At 31.9% G+C, this 18841-nt stretch carries 18 protein-coding genes and 1 riboswitch; of the genes, 13 read left to right on the top strand and 5 right to left on the bottom strand.

The window, feature by feature from the left end; genetic code table 11:
- Window positions 1-3: 3 nt before the first annotated feature.
- Window positions 4-540, bottom strand: coding sequence for a hypothetical protein (locus tag M3P09_RS12895; protein ID WP_099563162.1), 537 nt, complete (start codon window positions 538-540; stop codon window positions 4-6).
- A 141-nt stretch (window positions 541-681) separates the two neighbouring features.
- Window positions 682-1140 (bottom strand): SsrA-binding protein SmpB, encoded by a 459-nt coding sequence (smpB, locus tag M3P09_RS12890; protein ID WP_249973459.1) that lies wholly within the window; start codon window positions 1138-1140, stop codon window positions 682-684.
- Between the two features lie 110 nt (window positions 1141-1250).
- Here smpB and M3P09_RS12885 point away from each other — a divergent pair, with 110 nt between their 5' ends.
- From M3P09_RS12885 to M3P09_RS12855, 7 genes are all read left to right on the top strand, one after another.
- A complete protein-coding gene (locus M3P09_RS12885; RefSeq protein ID WP_249973458.1) occupies window positions 1251-2843 on the top strand; it encodes a S41 family peptidase in 1593 nt (530 codons plus the stop codon).
- A 100-nt stretch (window positions 2844-2943) separates the two neighbouring features.
- The gene (locus M3P09_RS12880) at window positions 2944-3795 is read left to right on the top strand and encodes a hypothetical protein (RefSeq protein WP_249973457.1); all 852 of its coding nucleotides are present in this window, start codon (window positions 2944-2946) and stop codon (window positions 3793-3795) included.
- 97 nt (window positions 3796-3892) lie between these two features.
- Complete coding sequence (gene lpdA, locus M3P09_RS12875; protein ID WP_249973456.1) at window positions 3893-5293, top strand: dihydrolipoyl dehydrogenase; 1401 nt, start codon at window positions 3893-3895, stop codon at window positions 5291-5293.
- Between the two features lie 3 nt (window positions 5294-5296).
- Window positions 5297-6487, top strand: a complete 1191-nt coding sequence (gene fabV, locus M3P09_RS12870) for an enoyl-ACP reductase FabV (RefSeq protein ID WP_249973455.1) — start codon at window positions 5297-5299, stop codon at window positions 6485-6487.
- A gap of 121 nt (window positions 6488-6608) precedes the next feature.
- Window positions 6609-7685 (top strand): metallophosphoesterase, encoded by a 1077-nt coding sequence (locus tag M3P09_RS12865; protein ID WP_249973454.1) that lies wholly within the window; start codon window positions 6609-6611, stop codon window positions 7683-7685.
- A 38-nt stretch (window positions 7686-7723) separates the two neighbouring features.
- A complete protein-coding gene (locus M3P09_RS12860) occupies window positions 7724-8950 on the top strand; it encodes a class I SAM-dependent rRNA methyltransferase (RefSeq protein WP_249973453.1) in 1227 nt (408 codons plus the stop codon).
- Window positions 8951-9012: 62 nt separating this feature from the next.
- Window positions 9013-9960, top strand: a complete 948-nt coding sequence (locus tag M3P09_RS12855) for an NAD(P)H-dependent flavin oxidoreductase (RefSeq protein ID WP_249973452.1) — start codon at window positions 9013-9015, stop codon at window positions 9958-9960.
- Here the strand turns inward: M3P09_RS12855 and M3P09_RS12850 are convergent.
- On the bottom strand, window positions 9953-10309 hold the full coding sequence (locus M3P09_RS12850; protein ID WP_249973451.1) for a hypothetical protein: 357 nt from the start codon (window positions 10307-10309) through the stop codon (window positions 9953-9955). The two genes, M3P09_RS12855 and M3P09_RS12850, sit on opposite strands and share 8 nt — an antisense overlap.
- Window positions 10310-10452: 143 nt before the next feature.
- On the opposite strand from M3P09_RS12850, the gene M3P09_RS12845 reads away from it, so the two are divergent.
- The gene (locus M3P09_RS12845) at window positions 10453-11058 is read left to right on the top strand and encodes a pyridoxamine 5'-phosphate oxidase family protein (RefSeq protein ID WP_249973450.1); all 606 of its coding nucleotides are present in this window, start codon (window positions 10453-10455) and stop codon (window positions 11056-11058) included.
- A gap of 30 nt (window positions 11059-11088) precedes the next feature.
- Window positions 11089-11217: riboswitch (cobalamin riboswitch) on the top strand.
- Between the two features lie 108 nt (window positions 11218-11325).
- A complete protein-coding gene (locus tag M3P09_RS12840; RefSeq protein ID WP_249973449.1) occupies window positions 11326-11814 on the top strand; it encodes a PAS domain-containing protein in 489 nt (162 codons plus the stop codon).
- Between the two features lie 10 nt (window positions 11815-11824).
- Here the strand turns inward: M3P09_RS12840 and M3P09_RS12835 are convergent, their stop codons facing one another.
- Window positions 11825-13003 carry a heparan-alpha-glucosaminide N-acetyltransferase domain-containing protein gene (locus M3P09_RS12835; RefSeq protein WP_249973448.1) on the bottom strand — a complete coding sequence of 393 codons (1179 nt, stop codon included), beginning with the start codon at window positions 13001-13003 and terminating at the stop codon, window positions 11825-11827.
- 56 nt (window positions 13004-13059) lie between these two features.
- Window positions 13060-13920 (bottom strand): AraC family transcriptional regulator, encoded by an 861-nt coding sequence (locus tag M3P09_RS12830; RefSeq protein WP_249973447.1) that lies wholly within the window; start codon window positions 13918-13920, stop codon window positions 13060-13062.
- Between the two features lie 157 nt (window positions 13921-14077).
- Here M3P09_RS12830 and M3P09_RS12825 point away from each other — a divergent pair, with 157 nt between their 5' ends.
- From M3P09_RS12825 to M3P09_RS12810, 4 genes are all read left to right on the top strand, one after another.
- Window positions 14078-15409, top strand: coding sequence for a cytochrome ubiquinol oxidase subunit I (locus M3P09_RS12825; protein ID WP_099563149.1), 1332 nt, complete (start codon window positions 14078-14080; stop codon window positions 15407-15409).
- 3 nt (window positions 15410-15412) lie between these two features.
- Window positions 15413-16486 (top strand): cytochrome d ubiquinol oxidase subunit II, encoded by a 1074-nt coding sequence (cydB, locus tag M3P09_RS12820; RefSeq protein WP_249973446.1) that lies wholly within the window; start codon window positions 15413-15415, stop codon window positions 16484-16486.
- A gap of 12 nt (window positions 16487-16498) precedes the next feature.
- Window positions 16499-16795 carry a hypothetical protein gene (locus M3P09_RS12815; protein ID WP_249973445.1) on the top strand — a complete coding sequence of 99 codons (297 nt, stop codon included), beginning with the start codon at window positions 16499-16501 and terminating at the stop codon, window positions 16793-16795.
- Between the two features lie 165 nt (window positions 16796-16960).
- Window positions 16961-18724, top strand: coding sequence for a serine hydrolase (locus M3P09_RS12810; protein ID WP_249973444.1), 1764 nt, complete (start codon window positions 16961-16963; stop codon window positions 18722-18724).
- Window positions 18725-18841: the final 117 nt, after the last annotated feature.

Here is an 18841-nt window from a genome sequence, read left to right as displayed (position 1 = left end):
GTTTTATTGTTTTGGAAGATATTCGTTAGGTATAGGGTTTTCTTTAGTTTCTTGTGTCCAATAAATATTAATTATCCACCAACGTTTACCATCATTCAATAATTGAATGCTATTAATACCACGCATAAAAGGGGCTTTATCTGTTTCACTTTTAAAAGACTCGTATGTGCTAAATACTTGAGTAATATTACCAAAAACATCAACTTTTCGGTGTATTTCTTTTTCAAAAAATCCGTTTTCTACTAACCATTTACCAGAACTTTTAATGTAATCGTCTGGTTTCATGTATCGTATTTTATAAACACCTTCTTTATCTTTTCCTGATGGAATTAATTTGGCATCAGGTTTAAACAGATACTTAAAAAGCTTCCAGTCTCTTGCTTCCCCTTTTTCACCGGAAATAACAGCATAAAGTGTTTTAATAGTGCTATCTAATGTTTCTACTTTGCTGGAATAATCCTTAGGCTTTTCTGCTGTTTCCTGTGCATTTGAAGAAAACATTAATAAGCAGATAAAAAGTAATGTAATTAATTTTTTCATGTTAGAAATTTTAAAGCCACAAAGTAGAAAATTGGAAGTGGTTGAAGCGTTAAGACTTTCTTAAATTTAAGAAAACTTTATACATGTATTCAATAAAAATATCATCCTTATTAGATGAATATAAAAGATTATAATCAGAAACTATTTGTAAGTCTTTTTAATTCTATCTAAATCACGTTTATTATCGCGGTCCTTTATGGTTTCGCGCTTGTCGTATAGTTTTTTTCCTTTTGCTAAGGCTATATCTAATTTAGCAAACCCTTTTTCATTAATAAACAAACGCAACGGAATAATGGTTAGCCCAGTGTTTTGAACTTCTTTATTAAGTTTTTTTAATTCTTTTTTATTTAAAAGAAGTTTTCTTTCCGCTTTTGGTCTATGGTTGTAATAATTCCCAAAAGCATATTCTTCAATAGTGGCATTAATTACAAAAAGTTCTCCCTTTTCATTAAACTCACAAAAGCTTTCAGCTATAGAAGCTTTACTATTTCGAATAGACTTGATTTCGGTTCCAGTTAACACTATTCCAGCTGTATACTTATCCAAAATCTCATATAGAAAGCGCGCTTTTTTATTTTGTATGTTAATGGTTTTTTGCATGGGGCACAAAACTACGTGATTTTACTTAAAAGTTAAAGATTAATTAATACAATATAAATTAAAATAATTACAATTACTTTAGTAGCTTTATTAATAAGATTATTTTTTTAATGAAGAAACTCCTTTCTGTTTTTGTTATTTTACTTGTTGTTACATCTTGTAGCAGTGTAAAAACTTATAACGAGCAAATTACATCTTTACATACTGTTGAAGATTTACAAAATGATGTAGATAAACTTTATAAACAACTTAAAAAAAACCACCCTAAATTATATCAATATACTTCAAAAAAAGATTTAGATTTTAAATTTGATAGTTTAAAAGCTTCAATTAAAAAACCTATGACATCTAGAGTATTTTATAAAGAGCTTGCACCTGTTGTAGCTAATGTAAGGCAAGGGCATGTTTCAGTAGGATCAGCTAACAAACGATTTACACGAAAAGAAAGAAAATTATTAAAAAAGAAAAAATTTGAGTTTTACGATTTAGATTTTGAGTATTTAGAGAATAAACTTTGGGTAAAAAACACAAGAGGTAAAGACTCTGCACTTGTTGGTTGTGAAGTGGTTAAAATTGATAACGATTTAGCAGCGAATTTAGTAGAAGAGTTTAAAACACAATTTGCTTCTGATGGCTATAATACCACCTTACATAATAGATTTGTTGGCAAGAACTTTAAAAGTTTTTATTACAGAAATAAAGGTTTTGTTGATAGTTTAAAAGTTACTTTTAAGAATGAAGATTCTGTTTTCATAAAGACATTTAAACGCTTAAAAAAGGAAGATAAAAAAGAAAAATCAGAATTAATAGATTCTACTAAAGTTGTTAAGCCTAAAAAATTAACTAAGGAAGAAAAAAAGGCAAAGAAATTAAAAGCAAAGAAAAGGCGAAAATATAATAATAAACATGGCTATATGCCTAGTGTAAAGCAATATACTAGAAGCCTTAAATTTATAGGAAAAGATAGCACAGTTGCTTATATGAAAATTAGAGGGTTTAGTAATGGTAGTTTTAAAGAATTCTATAAAGAAAGTTTTACAAAATTAGATTCTGCAAAGACAAAACATTTCATTTTAGATTTAAGAGATAATGGAGGTGGGCGCATTTCTGAGATTGATAATTTATATTCATATTTAACAGATGAGAACTATCAATTTATTACTGAAAGTGAAGTTAATAGCAGAACGCCTTTTTTTAAATACCTAATGAGTAATACTAGCTCTATTGGATTAAAAGTTGTTTCTGGTATATTGTCGCCATTTATACTAACTCATAATTTATTAAAGACAAAGAAGAAAGACGGAAAGTTATATTATAGATTCAATAAATATTCAAAAGTAAAAGAACCAAACCCTTTACATTATAAAGGGATTATATATGTTTTAATTAATGGAAATTCGTTTTCAGCCTCTTCTATCTTGTCAACTCATCTCAAAGCAAACAAACGAGCTATTTTTGTAGGAGAAGAAACTGGAGGTGCTTATAATGGTACAGTTGCAGGGATTTATAAACTATACCAATTGCCAGCATCAAAGCTAAAAGTTAGAATGGGTTTAATGCAAATTGAGGCACCACAAAAGCAAAGTCCAGATGGCTACGGTGTAAAGCCAGATATTAAAATTACTCCAACTATTGATGATAGAAAACTAAATATTGATACCGAGTTAGAATGGGCTTTAAATGATATTGAAAAAAAGAATTAGCTTTTAACTTATACCTTAGGCTAACATTTAACATAACAGTATGTTAAAGGCTCTTATTTTTTAATTTTAAAAAAGTATCTTTTTTGAAAAATTTGAAGTCATGTCTAAAACTATCTTTACAAGAAGAACAGCTATTAAAAGCTCTGTTTTTGGTTTACTAGCAGTTTCAATTCCTAATATTTCTTATGCAAAAGAAATATTCAATACAGAAAAAATAAATCCAAAACTATTCCACCGTTACCCATCAATTGATGATGCTATTGTAAACGAAGTGGTAGGCAAATCACATTTCGATTTAGATCGTGTTAAAGAACTAGTAGATAAGCGCACAGAGCTAGCTCGGGCAAGTTGGGATTGGAGTTTTGGCGATTGGGAATCTGCAATTGGGGCTGCTTCGCATGTTGGTAGGCGAGATATTGTAAATTACTTAATTAGCAAAGGGGCGCGACCAACAATGTTTACTTATGCTATGCTTGGGGCATTCAATATTGTAAAGTCTATGATAGAAATGACACCAAATATTCAAAAAACACTAGGTCCACATGGTATTAGCTTGTTAACACATGCTAGAGCAGGTTTAAGAATGAAAGATAAAATGACAGAAGGTCAAATAGAAAACTCTGAAAAGCTAATTGAATATTTAGAAAAGTTGGGTAATGCTGGTGGAGAAAGTTATGCAAAATTAGAAGAAGATAAAATGCAAAAGTACCTTGGAGATTACCGTTATGGAGAAGGAGAGAAGGATGGATTTTCAGTTAAAAAGAATATGCGAAAAATGTTATCTTTAGGTAAGTTAGGTGAGTTTGGAGGAGGTTTAAATCCTGTTGGCGATAATAGATTTTTATATAATGGTGTATCTTCTGTTTCCATTACATTTCAAGTTGAAAATGATATTGTAAAGTCATTAACCATTAACGAACCCGAGCTTACTTTAATTGCAAAAAAAGTTTAAGCATTTATAGAAAATTAAGAGTTCTGTTTTTTATGGTCTTCCCATAAAACATTCGTATTTTTGTGTTCGATTTAAAAATAGAAAACAAAATATTCTTATGAATTCATACGATGTAGCAGTTATAGGTTCAGGTCCTGGTGGATATGTTGCAGCAATACGATGCGCACAATTAGGCATGAAAACAGCCATTATTGAAAAATACTCAACACTTGGAGGTACATGTTTAAATGTTGGTTGTATTCCAAGTAAAGCCCTTTTAGATTCATCTCATCATTACGAAGATGCTGTAAAGCATTTTGAAGAGCATGGTATTGAAATTCCTGGTGATGTAAAAGTAAATCTAGAAAAAATGATTGCCCGAAAGCAATCAGTGGTTGATCAAACTACAGGCGGCATCGATTTTTTGATGAAGAAAAACAAAATAGATGTTTACCAAGGTCTAGGCTCTTTTAAAGATGCGACTCATATTTTAATTTCTGGGAAAGAAACTACTGAAATTGAAGCAAAAAACACTATAATAGCTACAGGAAGTAAACCATCAAATTTACCGTTTATTGAATTAGATAAAGAACGCGTAATTACATCTACCGAAGCTTTAAAGCTTAAAGAAATTCCTAAACACTTAATTGTAATTGGTGGTGGTGTTATTGGTTTAGAGCTTGGACAAGTATATAAAAGGTTAGGTGCCGAAGTTAGTGTTGTTGAATATATGGACAGAATAATTCCAACAATGGATGCAGGCTTATCTAAAGAATTAAATAAAGTTTTAAAGAAACAAAAATTTAAAATTAATGCTTCGCATAAAGTAAAATCTGTTGAAAGAAAAGGAGATGAAGTTATTGTAAAAGCAGATAATAAAAAAGGAGTAGAAGTTGAGTTTAAAGGGGATTACTGTTTAGTATCCGTTGGCCGTCGCCCTTATACTGATGGGTTAAATGCTGAAGTAGCTGGAGTAAAATTGAATGATAGAGGACAAGTTGAAGTTAATGAGCATTTACAAACTTCAGCTTCAAATATTTATGCTATTGGCGATGTTATAAAAGGAGCAATGCTAGCTCACAAAGCAGAAGAAGAAGGTGTTTTTGTTGCGGAAACTTTAGCTGGACAAAAACCACATATCGATTATAATTTAATTCCTGGGGTTGTTTATACATGGCCAGAAGTTGCTGCAGTTGGAAAATCTGAAGAAGAACTTAAAGATGCTGGTGTAGATTATAAAGTTGGACAATTTCCAATGCGCGCTTTAGGTAGAAGTAGAGCGAGTATGGATTTAGATGGGTTTGTGAAAATTCTAGCTGATAAAACTACAGATGAAATTTTAGGTGTACATATGGTTGGAGCTCGTGCTGCAGATATGATTGCTGAAGCAGTTGTGGCTATGGAATATAGAGCATCTGCTGAAGATGTATCGCGTATGTCTCATGCCCACCCAACATTTACTGAAGCTATTAAAGAAGCGGCTTTAGCAGCCACTGATAATAGACCATTACATATTTAAATTATGATAATTGAACCAAAAACAAGAGGCTTTATATGTTTAACATCACATCCAAAAGGTTGTGAGCAAAACGTATTAAATCAAATAGAGTATATTAAAGAACGACCAGTAAAAAACGGTCCCAAAAAAGTATTAGTTATAGGAGCTTCAACAGGTTTTGGTTTAGCGTCAAGAATTACTAGTGCTTACGGATCTAATGCTGCTACTATTGGAGCATTTTTTGAAAAACCACCAAGCGAAGGTCGCCCTGCTTCCCCAGGTTGGTACAATAGTGCCGCTTTTGAAGCACAAGCGCATAAAGATGGTTTGTATGCAAAAAGTATTAATGGAGATGCTTTTTCTAACGAGATAAAAGCTCAAACTATCGATTTAATAAAAAAAGATTTAGGAGAAATTGATTTACTAGTTTATAGCTTAGCTTCACCAGTACGAAAACATCCAGATACAGGAGAACGTTTTAAATCGGTTTTAAAACCAATAGGTAGCACATTCACCGATAACACTGTAGATTTTCATACAGGAGAAGTTAAAGAAATTTCTATCGAACCTTGTACAGAGGACGATATTAAAAACACTGTTGCCGTAATGGGAGGCGAAGATTGGCAAATGTGGATTAATGCTTTAAAATCTGCTGAAGTTTTATCTGAAGATTTTAAAACTGTTGCCTATTCGTATATTGGACCTTCTTTAACCGAAGCAGTTTATAGAAAAGGGACTATTGGTCGTGCAAAAGATGATTTAGAAGCTACCGCTTTTAAAATTACAGATACTTTAAAAGATATAAATGGAGAAGCTTATGTATCAGTTAATAAGGCATTAGTAACTCAAGCTAGTTCTGCTATTCCTGTGATTCCATTATATATTTCATTATTGTATAAGGTAATGAAAGAAGAAGGTATTCACGAAGGCTGTATCGAGCAAATTGAGCGTTTATTTAACGCTCGATTATATGCTGAAAAGATGCCTTTAGATGAATCAGGTAGAATAAGAGTTGATGATTGGGAGATGCGTGATGATATTCAGGCGAAGGTTTTAGAACTTTGGAAACAAGCTACTACCGAAACTTTACCAAGAATAGGAGATTTAAAAGGATACGAAACTGATTTTTTTAACCTTTTTGGCTTTAAAGTAGATGGTATCGATTACGATAAGGATGTAAATGAAATAGTTGAGATTCCTGGATTGCAGGAGTAATATTTTCTTTATAAGAGTTTGCCAAAACTCATTAAGTTATTATCCTAGCAATGTATTGTTATAGTATTTCATTCTTATATTTATAGGATAAATTACCAACATCAATTAAACTTAAATAATTATGACTTATTTAAAGTATCTACTAGTGCTTTTGTGTACCTTTTTTATAGGGAATACTATAAGTGGTCAAGAAAACTATACACCCCCTAAACTTTCAAATGAAGATTCATGGTCGTTAGTTTTATTGCCAGATCCTCAAACTTATATGAAGTTTGGTAGAAATCAGGGAATATTTGAATTAATGACTGGGTGGATTGAAGAAAATATTGAGTCTTTAAATATAAAAATGGTTTTATGCACAGGAGATTTGGTAGAGCAGAATGAATTATTAGTTGCCGATAAAACGAACGGTAATAAACCTAGTAGAGATCAATGGATTTCTATATCAAAAGCGTTTGACAAATTAGATGGAAAAGTACCTTATATTTTAGCAGCTGGTAATCATGATTTTGGTTATAAAAATATTGAAAATAGAAAATCTAATTACAACAAATATTTCCCTGCGCATCGAAACATATTAAATGCTAAATTACTTAGAGAAGTTACAAATAACATTGATGGTTTGCCAACTATTGAAAATGCAGCTTCTGAATTTATTTCGCCCGATGGGCGTAAATTTCTTTTTCTCAATTTAGAGTTTGCACCAAGAAACGCTGTTATAGAATGGGCTAATAAGGTTTCTAAAAAGAAGGATTATAAAGACCATACTTTGGTTTTGTTAACGCATTCGTATTTAAATGCAAATAATGAGCATATCGAAAATGAGAATTATCCTATTACAGATGGAAATTATGGAAAGGCTATTTGGGAGAAATTAGTTAAACCGTCTACAAATATTCAAATGGTTTTTTCTGGACACATTGGAGGAGTAAACGATTTTAAAGCTCACGTAGCCTATAAAGTAGATACAAATAATTCAGGTAAAAAAGTTAATCAAATAACGTTTAACGCACAGGCATTAGGAGGTGGTTGGCATGGAAACGGAGGAAATGGTTGGCTTCGTATACTTGAATTCATGCCAGATAAAAAGACTGTGAAGGTCTATACATTCTCTCCTTTTTTTGCTATTTCTCCTGAAACTCAAGAAAAAGCATGGAGTAAAACACCATTTAATTCGTTTTCATTTGAATTGGATTAATAATATTATTTGCCTTTTAAAATGAACAAAAATTAAGAATGCAATTTTCTAATAAAATAAACTCTTATTATCAACCAAAACGACTAGCAGTTAAGCTAAATGTAAAAGGAGAGCAGTTTGTTGTAAAAGGGCACCCATGGGTGTTCTCTAATAATATTGTTAAGATTAATAATGGTGCGACAACTGGCGATTTGGCAATAATTTTTAGTAAGAATAAGAACAAGGTTATCGGTTTGGGTTTATACGACCCTAATTCTCCTATTCGTATAAAAATGATTCATAGTAGTTCAGAAAAAATAGAAATCAATGCAGAATTTTTTGAACGTAAAATAAAAGAAGCCTATACTAAGCGACTCTCTTTATTAAAAACTAATACCACAGGTTATCGCTTATTGTTTGGCGAAAATGATGGCTTTCCTGGGTTGATTGCAGATGTTTACAATACGGTTTTGGTTGTAAAACTATATTCAGAAATTTGGTTACCATATTTGCAAACATTAATATCCAGTCTACAAAAAACTTCAAAAGCAAAAACTATTGTTATTCGATTAAGTCGAGGATTGCAGCAATCAAAGAGGCACCATTTAAAGGATGGAGATATAGTTTTTGGAGTATTAGAAAATGAAATTGTTGAATTTGTAGAGCACGGTGTTAATTTTTCAGCGAATGTTATCAAAGGACATAAAACAGGTTATTTTTTAGATCATCGAGCAAATAGAAAACAGGTAGGCGATTGGAGTTTAGGCAAAACTGTGTTAGATGTTTTTTCTTACGCTGGAGGGTTTTCTGTGCATGCCCTGTCTAATGGAGCAGATGAAGTTACCAGTTTAGATATTAGTAAACAAGCTTTAGAAATTGCATTGCAAAATGGAAAATTGAATAATTACTCTGGTAAGCATAAAACTATTGCTGGTGATGCTTTTGATGAGTTAAGCAAGCTTATTAATAAGGGTAAAACTTATGATGTTGTTGTTATTGATCCACCAAGTTTTGCTAAACAACAGTCTGATATTGAGCTTGCTAAAAAAAAATACGGACAGTTGGCAGCTTTAGGAGAAAAGTTAACAGCCAATAAAGGCACATTAGTTTTGGCCTCTTGTTCTTCAAGAGTTACAGCCCAATCTTTTTTTGATATTAATAATCGAATATTAATAAATCAAAATAGAAAATTCAGTAATATTTTACAGACATATCATGATATTGATCACCCTATAAATTTTCCAGAAGGCGCTTATTTAAAATGTGGATATTATAAGTTTGATTAATTTAAACTATTATGCGCGCATAATAAATTATTGATTATATTTGTTGAAATCAATTTTTTAAGATGAATACAAAGCTTACTGAACTTTTAAAAATTAAGCACCCTATTATTCAAGCACCAATGTTTTTGGTATCAAATGTTACAATGGTTACCGAAGCCATGAAAGGTGGAATTGCAGGATGTATTCCAGCTCTTAATTATAGAACTCTTGAAGAGTTAAGAGCTGCTATCAGACAGCTTAATGCTAATAAAATTGAAGGAGGCTCGTTTGGTTTTAATCTTATTGTAAACAAATCTAATATCAAATATAAAGATCAATTAGGTGTGATTTGTGAGGAAGGCTGTGATTTTATTATTACTTCTTTAGGAAGCCCTGAGGAAACCATTAACCAAGCTCATAAAGTAGGAATCAAGGTGTTTTGTGATGTAGTTGATTTAAAGTTTGCAAAAAAAGTTGAAGGTTTAGGAGCCGATGCGGTAATAGCAGTAAATAATGAGGCTGGAGGGCATAGGGGTAACGCAACACCAGAAAGTTTAATTAAAGAATTGGTTGCCAATTGTAACATTCCAATAATCTCTGCTGGGGGTGTGGGATGTAAAGCAGATATTGATGAAATGATAAATTATGGAGCAGAAGGTGTTTCGGTTGGAAGCCCATTTATTGCATCAATTGAGGCGAGTGTCACTGACGAATACAAACAAGCTTGTGTAGATTATGGTGCTGATGATATTGTAATGACTGAACGTATTTCTGGTACGCCATGTACTGTTATTAACACGCCTTATGTTCAGAAAATTGGAACTAAGCAAACCTGGTTAGAATCTGTTTTGAATAAAAATAAGAAACTCAAAAAATGGGTGAAAATGATTCGTTTTTCAATTGGAATGAATGCCACGAAAAACGCAGCTACCAAAGCCACTTATAAAACGGTTTGGGTTGCTGGCCCTAGTATAGAACATACCAAGAAAATTTCACCAACAAAAGATATTATTAGTCGTTTGGTTAATTAACTAAGGCCACATTTTTAGCCCTCCTTTTTTTGTTATTTCCAACAAACAAACTAATTGTTGTACTTGCAGTAAGACCTCCTAAGGTTGTTGCAGCTAGTTCACCTGTATTAAATCTATTATTTTCTTTTCCACTATCGTAAACTTCTTTTGCGAGACCTGCTAATGCGGAAGTTCCTAAACTATACCAAAAGGCTTTCTTTTTGTTTTTTGTAGTTGTATAAACTATAGTATAAGTTGTTGCTGAGATTAAAGCTCCTGCACCAAAGTGTAGTTTATGGTCTGCAGTAATAGTTTGTGCTTTGCATAAACTTATAAAAAATATTGCTAAAATTAAAATTAATGATTTCATAAATGACTGATATTTGGTTGCTTAAGTGTAATTGTAAGTAATATATACTATAGCTTTGATAAATATTTGATGAAATACATTTTTATTTGATTATTGACCAATATTTAAATTAAATTAGCTATGAATTAGAATATATTACCAATATGAAGATTAGTACAGAAAAACAACTTAGAGAGTTATACGGCTATGCTAGTGGAAGAGCAAAAGATAAAGTGTTTTCTAAATTAGATAAGCATGCCATAAACTTTATAAATAAAAGCCCTTTTTTAATTTTATCTTCATCAAGTAAAGAGGGAAAGCACGATGCATCACCTAGAGGTGGAGCTTTAGGCTTTGTAAAAGTAATAAGCGATTCAGAAATTATTATTCCAGACTCTAAAGGTAATAATAGAGTAGATAGTTTATCAAATATAGTTGAAACAGGAAAAGTTGGATTACTGTTTTTAGTACCTGGTATTGATGAGACTTTGCGCATTAACGGAAATGCATATTTATCAACTGACGAAGATTATTTAAATTTATTTATTACTGAGAAGAACCCTCCGAAAAGTTGTATTGTTATTTCTATTGAAGAAGTATTTCTACATTGTGCTAAAGCTTTATTGCGTTCTAAATTATGGGACGAGTCTTCAAAAATTAATCGTGATGAATTCCCAACAATGGGACAAATGCTTAAAGATCAATTAGGTTCTAAAGAAGCACCAGAAACACGCGAAGCTATGGTAGAGCGTTACCAAAAAGATTTATAGTATTTGCTTGTAAGTCATCAAAGTACTACCTTTGACTTATTATTATAAAGGTTTAGCATTTGCTAGCTAAAAAGGAATTGTGTTAAAATCACAAGCTGTCGCGCAACTGTAAATAATATTAATTATAAGCCAGATACTTCCTTTATAATAGACAAACAGTGCTTTCGCGATTTAAAGCCAAGTCAAGATACTTTTCTTAATTATTAAACTGGTTTTAATAGTTAATGTCTTGCTTCTTTATACCACTGCACCAAAAAAAAAGAAGCTATGAAAACCAAAGAAAGATTATTAAGAGGACCATTATTATGTTGGGATATTTATGCAATGCATCTAACTGAACAGGCTGTAAACTTCAATAGAGAGACTGAATTAGGCATTTTAAAAGCATTTAAAGAAAAGTTTGGTTGGGCATTAGATATTGATAAAATATTTGCAGAGAAAGATTTTGAAGCACTTGTACTTACAGATAATAATCAACACATTCAATGGGTAAATAAAGGGTTTACTAAAATGACAGGTTACCCCGCTAATCATGCAAAAGGAAAAAAGCCTAATTTTTTACAAGGAGAGGGTTCTTCAGAACAAACAAAAAAAGCCATTAGGGAAAATTTGAATAGAGGAAAACAGTTTAAAGAACAAATTATAAACTATAAAAAAGATGGTACTCCATATAATTGCGAAATAGAAATCTATCCTATTAAAGATAATAATAAAACCACTCACTATTTGGCAATAGAAAAGGAAATTGGAATGTAAATTTGTGCAATTAAAGTTTTAATTTATAACCTTTTTTCTCCATCCAACCTGTAAAAGCAACTACGAGTAAGGCAAAAACAAAAGACCCAATGAGTCCTATAACACCAATGTTTAAAGAATCAGGAAGCCTAATGCCTGTAATATTTCTTAAAGGATAAGCAAAATAAGGAATCATATAACAAGTAAGGGTTGCAGTTCCAGCTGGTGCAATAATTTTTGCCCAATCCACCTGTTTTTTTATATCTGCAATAAAGTATAAAACTGCAAAAGATACAAAACCAATACCAGAGCATATAGCTACCCACGATGGTGTACCTTGTATTTTAGAAATTCCCCAAATAGGTCGTGTTAATAATCCGTAGCTAATAAACATAACTCCAATAATAGTAAGTGATATAAATGCCCATTTGTTATGACTAACAGATATTTTTTTATAAAGTAAAGTAGCTATTATTCCTGCTGTAGTTAATGCTGGTATTGTACCTGTATATATTACAGATATGAAGCTTAAGTTTTTATTAAGTGGAGGAAGTAAATCTGTATGATCTAAAACTGCTAATGCATTGAAAAAAAGAAGTAACCCTAACATGATGTATAAGTTTCCTTTAGAAAAAACATATACCAAAGCATTTATTAAATAGGCCCATCCAATAAGCCCTAAAATACCCCACCATTTGGTTTTCATCAAAATATCTCCATTTGGACCACCCTTGTAAATAATAGCTAAGTAAATAAGAATTAAAATACCTATTCCTTGTAAAATAGGATGCCATTTTTTTGGTACAGGGCTTTTTTTCCAGTGCATCCAAATGAGAACTACTGCTAGTGCCATAAGAATGCACCACCAATATTTTCCAATTCCCAGGCTTACATGAGCGCTTGGATAATTCACCATATATACACCAATAATTAAAAGCGATACAGATCTAATTATAACATGTTTTGCAATAGATACGTTACTGTCTCCTTTGTTTTGGCGTTGTTTTATAGCGAAAGGAATGCTTAAGCCAACAATAAATAAAAAGAGAGGAAAAATAACATCAGAAAACCCCAGATAATCTTCAGTGGCCGAAGCATGTTGCAACCATTTTGGAACATTTTTTAGTGTCCAAAAATCGTTTACCCATATCATTAAAACCATGGTGATTGCTCTCAGAATGTCTATTGATGCTATTCTTCCTCTATTCATATTTTTGATAAATAAGTCTCTAAAGTAACGTTTTTAATCAAAAATACACTTGTAAGCTATTTAATAGGAATATAAAACTCTGTTTTAAGTTTGTCTTCCGCAACACGCTCTGGGTTGCTAATGTAGCGTTCTCTGACTGGTTCGCCCCTTAGCTCGTAATCCGTATTTAAAAGCCATTCGTTAAAAATATGATTGTATACATCAGCAAAATACTTATACGATCCTTGATATAAAAACACAGCGAATTTTCCACCACTTAGAGTTTTTACACCAATATCTCCATCAGGCTTAGCATCTTTATGTATAATTAAACAAGCGTCGTATCTTATTTTATCTTCGTCAGTAACTTTCGGGTCGTCATGTGGTAATCCAAAATGTTGTATCCCTTTAGTAAATAGTTTTTGTGCTTTTACTTGTTTCCAAAGTTTTTTCCATGCACCCGTATAGTCTAGTGTTTGGTAAGCACCTTGCATTCGATAATACAAGCACTGTTGGTTTTCAATGTCTTGAATTTTTGGCTTTTTAATACTTAATGTGGCATTCATAATGTTCGATTTTTTAAAATTGAATAATTTATTTTTTCGATACTCTGTAGGCGATATTCCAAAATGAATTTTAAAAGCTTTTGATAATGATGATGGTGTTTCAAAACCAACATTATAGGCAATGGCTTCAATGTTTAAAGTGGAGTATCGAATCATTTTTGCAGCTGTTTCTAGTCGCGTTCTAGAAATATATGCGCCAATGGGTTCGCCTAAAAGAGCTCTACTAATACGATGAAAATGAAACGGTGAAAAATGTGAGATCTCAGCAAGCGTTTTTACGTCAATTTTACTATCTAAATTATTATTAATGTACTCAATAATTACATTTAATTTCTCATCGTAAAAGGCTTTGTTACTTTGTTTTTGTTTCATTGTTATGTATTAATACCACAAATGTATTTGCAAACTAATATAAACACTTTTCCAATCTTGCTGACTTTTATTTTTTTATCATAAAATGTTAGTAAAACAAGCTAAATTGGTATAAGCTTTAATCAAAATTCAATAAATCTTTTCATAAATTTGAACTATGGAAGATATGATATTTTATGATAGGTTGCAGTTTGCATTTACTATCACGTTCCACTACATTTTCCCCCAATTAACTATGGGGTTATCGTTAATTATAGTTTTTCTAAAAGGGTTGTATTTAAGAAAAAAAGTAGAAAAGTATAACGACGCTGCAAAGTTCTTAATGAAAATTTTTGCGATTAATTTCACCATGGGAGTTATAACAGGAATTCCTATGGAATTTCAATTTGGTACTAATTGGGCAAAGTTTTCAGAGCTTACAGGAGGTATTATAGGTCAAACCTTGGCCATGGAAGGCATGTTCTCTTTTTTCTTAGAATCTTCATTTTTGGCTCTCTTTATTTTTGGCGAAAAACTAATGGGACAAAAATTACATTTTCTTACAGGATTTTTAGTGTTTTTGGGCTCTTGGGCAAGTGGCTGGTTTATATTGGCTACTAACGCATGGATGCAACACCCAGTTGGTTATGAAGTTTTAGAGAATGGTAAATACGTATTAGAAAATTTTTCAGCATTATTTACTAATCCTTGGTTATTGCCCGCTTTTTTACATAACCAATTGGCATCAGTAGTAACGTCATCGTTTGTTGTAGCTAGCATTGGAGCGTTCTATATTTTGAGACAAAAAAATATTGAGTACGGAAAACTGTTTTTAAAAACGGGTGTTATTTTTGGCCTTATTTCTAGTTTACTAGTTGCATTTCCAACTGGCGATTGGAACGCTAAAAATGTTGCAAAATACCAACCCGCTTCATTTGCTGCTATGGAAGGTATTTTTGAAACTGAAGAAGCTGGAGCCGAAATAGTACTTATAGGACAACCAAATATGGTTGAAAAAAAGTTAGATAATAAAATCGCTGTGCCTAATATTCTTAGTTTTTTAACCTATCAAGAATGGGATAAACAAATTGTAGGGATGGATCATTTTGAAGAAGATGAATTGCCTGATAATATTCCTGCGCTTTATTATTCGTATCATATCATGGTTGGTTTGGGTACTATTTTCATAGGTGTTATGAGTTTGGCAGGATTCTTTTTATGGCGAAAAAAATTATATAATATCAAGCCCTTATTGTGGACTATTATGTTTTTAGTACCATTCCCATATATTGCTAATATTACTGGGTGGTATGTAGCCGAATTAGGAAGACAACCTTATTTGGTTTATGGTTTATTAAAAACAGCAGATGGCGTATCGCCAACAGTATCTTCAGGAAATACATTATTTACGTTATTAGGTTTTGTTGCACTATACATGCTTCTGGGGTTATTATTTTTAGTACTCGTTGGTAAAGCAATTCATCAAGGACCTAAACATCAAACACATTAAATTATGGAAATATTTTGGTTTTTAATTATAGCAGTTGTTTTAGCTATGTTTTTTGTGTTGGATGGTTACGATTTTGGTACTGGTATCATCCATTTGTTTTTTGCAAAATCTGAAAAAGATAAAGAAGTTATTGCTAAGGCTGCAGGCTTGTTTTGGGACTCAAACGAAGTTTGGCTAGTTGCCGCTGGCGGGATGTTATTTATGGCTTTCCCAACGTTTTACGCTTCGGTATTTAGTGGGTTTTATCTGTCATTAATTTTGGTGCTATGGTTAATTATTTTTCGGGCTATAGGCTTAGAGTTTAGAAGCCAATTTAATTATCAAATGTGGAAAGATATTTGGGATAAATCTTTTGGAGTTTCTAGTTTGTTACTAGCCTTATTTTTTGGTATTGCATTAGGCAATGTTGTTAGAGGTGTTAATTTAGGAGGAGTTGAGCAAGGTATTTCAACTTACGAAGCACATTTCTTTTTCTTACCCTTATGGAATTCAAGTTTTAGCCCATTAACCAATCACCCGGGTGTTATCGATTGGTTTACCATTATTATTGGTTTAATAAGTGTAGTTACGCTAGCCATTCATGGAGCAAATTGGGTTATTATGAAAACCAATTCATCTATAAACGAGAAACTAAAAAAAGTAATATTCAAGCTCAATTGCGTTTTATTAGCATTAACTATAGTTTCTGTGATATGCTGGCAAATAGTAAACCCTGATGCGTTAAATAATTTTGCTGAAAAATGGTATTTATTACTCTTTCCTTTACTCTATATAGTGGGATTAACAGGATTGTTTTTTATTCATAAGTTTAAGAAAGACAGGTATGGTTTTGTTTGTTCTACCTTATTAATAGTAGGAGGCATTTCATCATCATTAGCCTCATTATTTCCTGTTTTATTGCCTTCTGTAAATGATATAAACGAACCATTATCAATATATAATACAGCTGCCTCAGATTATGGTTTATCGGTAGCTTTAGGTTGGGGTATTATTGGCTTTATTCTTCTTTTTGTATATATGATTGTTCAAAAAAGAATAATGGGCGGTAAGATTGACCATATGGATTATGGTCATTAAAACTTTAAGTTTATGACTGATACCTTAATTTCTTTAATTAGTGTTTTTATTGGTATTCTAGGAGGGCTTAGCTTAGGTTTTCTTTTTAAAAACTATTCTTCTGGAGTTATAGGTAATACAATTGCTGGCGTTTTTGGCAGTATTCTTTTTATTAAGGTTTTTGGGCGCTTAGGGTTTAACCCACAAGCAATAATGCAATCAGGCAGTGCAAATATGTTACTGTTTATTATTAATATGTTGGTGTCTTTTTTTGGAGGTGCCATGGCGGTATTCTTAAGTCATAAATTAAAAACTAAATTTAATAAGTAATCTTTTCTTTCATAAAGGGTCTCAATGCATTTGTAAACTGATATAAATGTGTTTCCAATCTTGCTAGTTTTTATTTTTAATATTAATCAATTTATTCTGTAACTTTATAAAGTTATCAATCGTCATACATACATGTATCTATTAATCAATCAAAAAAAATAATTTATGAAACCTGTTATAAACCATCTGTTTTCAAGAAAAAGTATTCTAATTACTGCAGTTTTTTTATGTCATATGAGTTTTGCTCAAACTAAAGCTGAACAAATCGACAAACTAATTAGTGAGTATACCGAGTATGGTAAATTTAATGGTTCTGTTTTAGTATCAAACCAAGGTAAAGTAATTTATAAAAAAGGTTTTGGTATGGCGAATATGGAGTGGGATATTCCTAACCAACCCAATACAAAGCACCGTTTAGGCTCTATCACCAAGCAATTTACGGCAATGCTTATTTTGCAATTGGCTGCCGACGGAAAATTAGATTTGCAAGCACCCATTACAACTTATCTTCCCGATTATCCAAAAGACAAAGGCGATATAATTACAACACATCATTTACTAACACATACTTCTGGCATACCAAATTACACATCATTTCCTGGGTTTTTTAAGGATGATAGTAGAGACCCCTATACGCCAGATGAGTTTGTAAAAGTATTTGATGGTAAAGATTTAGATTTTTCACCAGGAGAAAGGTTTAGCTATAGCAATTCGGGCTATTTTCTTTTAGGCGTTATAGCCGAAAAACTATCAGGTAAAACGTATGAGGATATGCTTCACGATAATATTTTCACTCCGTTAAATATGAATGATACAGGCTATGATAATCATGGAGATATCTTAAAGAATCGTGCAACAGGTTATGAGAAAAACGGTAATGCACATGTAAATTCAAGATATTTAGATATGTCTATCCCATATGCGGCAGGGTCAATGTATTCTACCGTTGAGGATTTGTATTTATGGGATCAAGCTTTGTATACCAACAAGCTATTGCCACAAAAATATATGGATATGTATTTTAAACCATATACTCCAGCTTTTGGAAGAGGGCATTATGCTTACGGTTGGGGGCTTGGTTATGGTAAAATAGGAAAATCTACCGATAGCATTTATACCATTGGGCATGGCGGTGGTATTAACGGCTTTAACACTAATATTTCCAGAGCACCTTCAGATAAATCGTTGGTTGTGCTTTTAAACAATACAGGAGGTGCACCACTAAATGATATGACGCGTGCTATAAGAGGCATTTTGTATGGTAAGGACTATAGTCACCCTAAAAAATCGATTGCCAATGCGTTGTTAGCTGTTATACAAGATAAAGGAATTGAAGCAGGATTAGCACATTATAATACGATTAAAGATTCTGAAAATTATGAGTTAATTGAAAGAGAAATGAATAACATTGGCTACCAACTCATGAATACTCATAACATGACAGATGAAGCCTCTCAAGTATTTAAACTTAATGTTGAGGCTTTTCCTAAGTCATCAAATGTATATGATAGTTATGGTGAAGCCTTAATGAATTTAGGTAAAAACGATTTAGCTATAATTAATTATAAAAAGTCGGTAGACTTAAACCCTAATAATCAATTGGGTATTGAAGCCTTAAAAAAGCTAGGAGCTGATGTCTCAGCGTATGTAAAAGAAGTGGTTGTTCCAGATGCGATTTTAGAAAGTTATGTGGGTAAATATGAGCTGGCACCCAGTTTTATTATTACCATAACAAAGGAAGGAAGTCAATTAAAAGGACAGGCTACAGGGCAATCGGCTGCTGACATTTTTCCTAAATCTGAAAATGTATTCTACTTAAAAATAGTGAATGCGCAATTAACCTTTAATAAAAACGATGCTGGTAAAGTGGAAAGCATAACCCTATTACAAAACGGACGTGAAATGACAGGTAAACGTTTGGAAGACTAAATTTTTACAAATACAGTATTTAATTAAAACACTTTCCAGTTTTGGGGAGTGTTTTTTTTGTTTATAAGATTGAAAATTACGTATTACTACGTATTGATTTTTTGATATAGAAAATAT

Origin of the sequence: Jejuia spongiicola (genome assembly GCF_023502325.1) — a bacterium.
Lineage (GTDB): Bacteria > Bacteroidota > Bacteroidia > Flavobacteriales > Flavobacteriaceae > Wocania_A > Wocania_A spongiicola.
This window is presented reverse-complemented; position numbering and strand designations above follow the sequence as displayed.

Excerpts from the sequence above, each read along its gene's own strand:
- M3P09_RS12895 (WP_099563162.1), bottom strand. The coding sequence starts at position 540 with ATGAAAAAATTAATTACATTACTTTTTATCTGCTTATTAATGTTTTCT.
- smpB (WP_249973459.1), bottom strand. The coding sequence starts at position 1,140 with ATGCAAAAAACCATTAACATACAAAATAAAAAAGCGCGCTTTCTATAT.
- M3P09_RS12885 (WP_249973458.1), top strand. The coding sequence starts at position 1,251 with ATGAAGAAACTCCTTTCTGTTTTTGTTATTTTACTTGTTGTTACATCT.
- M3P09_RS12880 (WP_249973457.1), top strand. The coding sequence starts at position 2,944 with ATGTCTAAAACTATCTTTACAAGAAGAACAGCTATTAAAAGCTCTGTT.
- lpdA (WP_249973456.1), top strand. The coding sequence starts at position 3,893 with ATGAATTCATACGATGTAGCAGTTATAGGTTCAGGTCCTGGTGGATAT.
- fabV (WP_249973455.1), top strand. The coding sequence starts at position 5,297 with ATGATAATTGAACCAAAAACAAGAGGCTTTATATGTTTAACATCACAT.
- M3P09_RS12865 (WP_249973454.1), top strand. The coding sequence starts at position 6,609 with ATGACTTATTTAAAGTATCTACTAGTGCTTTTGTGTACCTTTTTTATA.
- M3P09_RS12860 (WP_249973453.1), top strand. The coding sequence starts at position 7,724 with ATGCAATTTTCTAATAAAATAAACTCTTATTATCAACCAAAACGACTA.
- M3P09_RS12855 (WP_249973452.1), top strand. The coding sequence starts at position 9,013 with ATGAATACAAAGCTTACTGAACTTTTAAAAATTAAGCACCCTATTATT.
- M3P09_RS12850 (WP_249973451.1), bottom strand. The coding sequence starts at position 10,309 with ATGAAATCATTAATTTTAATTTTAGCAATATTTTTTATAAGTTTATGC.
- M3P09_RS12845 (WP_249973450.1), top strand. The coding sequence starts at position 10,453 with ATGAAGATTAGTACAGAAAAACAACTTAGAGAGTTATACGGCTATGCT.
- M3P09_RS12840 (WP_249973449.1), top strand. The coding sequence starts at position 11,326 with ATGAAAACCAAAGAAAGATTATTAAGAGGACCATTATTATGTTGGGAT.
- M3P09_RS12835 (WP_249973448.1), bottom strand. The coding sequence starts at position 13,003 with ATGAATAGAGGAAGAATAGCATCAATAGACATTCTGAGAGCAATCACC.
- M3P09_RS12830 (WP_249973447.1), bottom strand. The coding sequence starts at position 13,920 with ATGAAACAAAAACAAAGTAACAAAGCCTTTTACGATGAGAAATTAAAT.
- M3P09_RS12825 (WP_099563149.1), top strand. The coding sequence starts at position 14,078 with ATGGAAGATATGATATTTTATGATAGGTTGCAGTTTGCATTTACTATC.
- cydB (WP_249973446.1), top strand. The coding sequence starts at position 15,413 with ATGGAAATATTTTGGTTTTTAATTATAGCAGTTGTTTTAGCTATGTTT.
- M3P09_RS12815 (WP_249973445.1), top strand. The coding sequence starts at position 16,499 with ATGACTGATACCTTAATTTCTTTAATTAGTGTTTTTATTGGTATTCTA.
- M3P09_RS12810 (WP_249973444.1), top strand. The coding sequence starts at position 16,961 with ATGAAACCTGTTATAAACCATCTGTTTTCAAGAAAAAGTATTCTAATT.